This window comes from Caballeronia sordidicola (assembly GCF_000729995.1).
Classification (GTDB): Bacteria; Pseudomonadota; Gammaproteobacteria; order Burkholderiales; family Burkholderiaceae; genus Caballeronia; species Caballeronia sordidicola_A.
The window spans coordinates 1-720 of the sequence record NZ_JNFG01000095.1 but is presented as its reverse complement, the minus strand read 5'-3'; the positions used below and the strand labels follow the sequence as shown (position 1 = coordinate 720).

The 720-nt window shown below is 61.1% G+C and carries 1 protein-coding gene; it reads left to right on the top strand.

Annotated features, from left to right (window positions below):
• Positions 1–389: 389 nt before the first annotated feature.
• A partial coding sequence (locus FH08_RS0133845; RefSeq protein WP_031362607.1) for a bestrophin family ion channel occupies positions 390–720 on the top strand: 331 nt, incomplete at its 3' end.

Below are 720 nucleotides of genomic sequence, written 5' to 3'. Positions count from 1 at the left end.
CGCCGAATTCCTCCTGCAGACGCGCCAGCTGGGGCAGCTCCAGGTAGCAGAACGGACAGACGTAATCGCTCCAGACATCCAGACGAACGCGCGGGGTGGCGGTCATGGCAGTGCTCCGGAAGGGCATGGTGTCTGTCGGCCCGCACCCGAAAGCGGATGTTCGGTGAACGTGCCGATATCCACGGCCGATAGGGCCCCCAAGTACGAGTTGCGAGCCGGAGGTTGGCAGCCAGCAACCGACGTCCTCTTCATATCCGGAAACGGAATGGCCACCGGCCAATTGCGTGAAATGGGTGGCGATCCGCGCTCTAGACGCTTGCCTTGAACCTGTCCCCGACCCCAGGTTCCTATGGCTGCATCCTTCCTTTCACGCGCTAAGGACTATCACCTTGGGTTTTTTCGAACGCAAACTGACATTCCTTCGGCAAACCTTCAGCTACGTCGGCTGGTCGGTTTTCTGGCTGCTGCTGTGGGATATCGCCGTCACCGTCGACTACATGATCTTCGTCGACCAACGGGCGCAGCTGCCCAACATCCCCCTGACCCTGATCGGCTCGGCGCTGATAGTGCTGACCAGCTTTCGCAACACCAGTGCCTATCAGCGCTGGTGGGAAGCACGCACCCTCTGGGGCGGCATGGTCAACAGCTCGCGCAGCTTCGCGCGCCAGGCGCTGACGCTCATCGACGATGGCGACGAGCATTTCAACGCCATCAAGACGG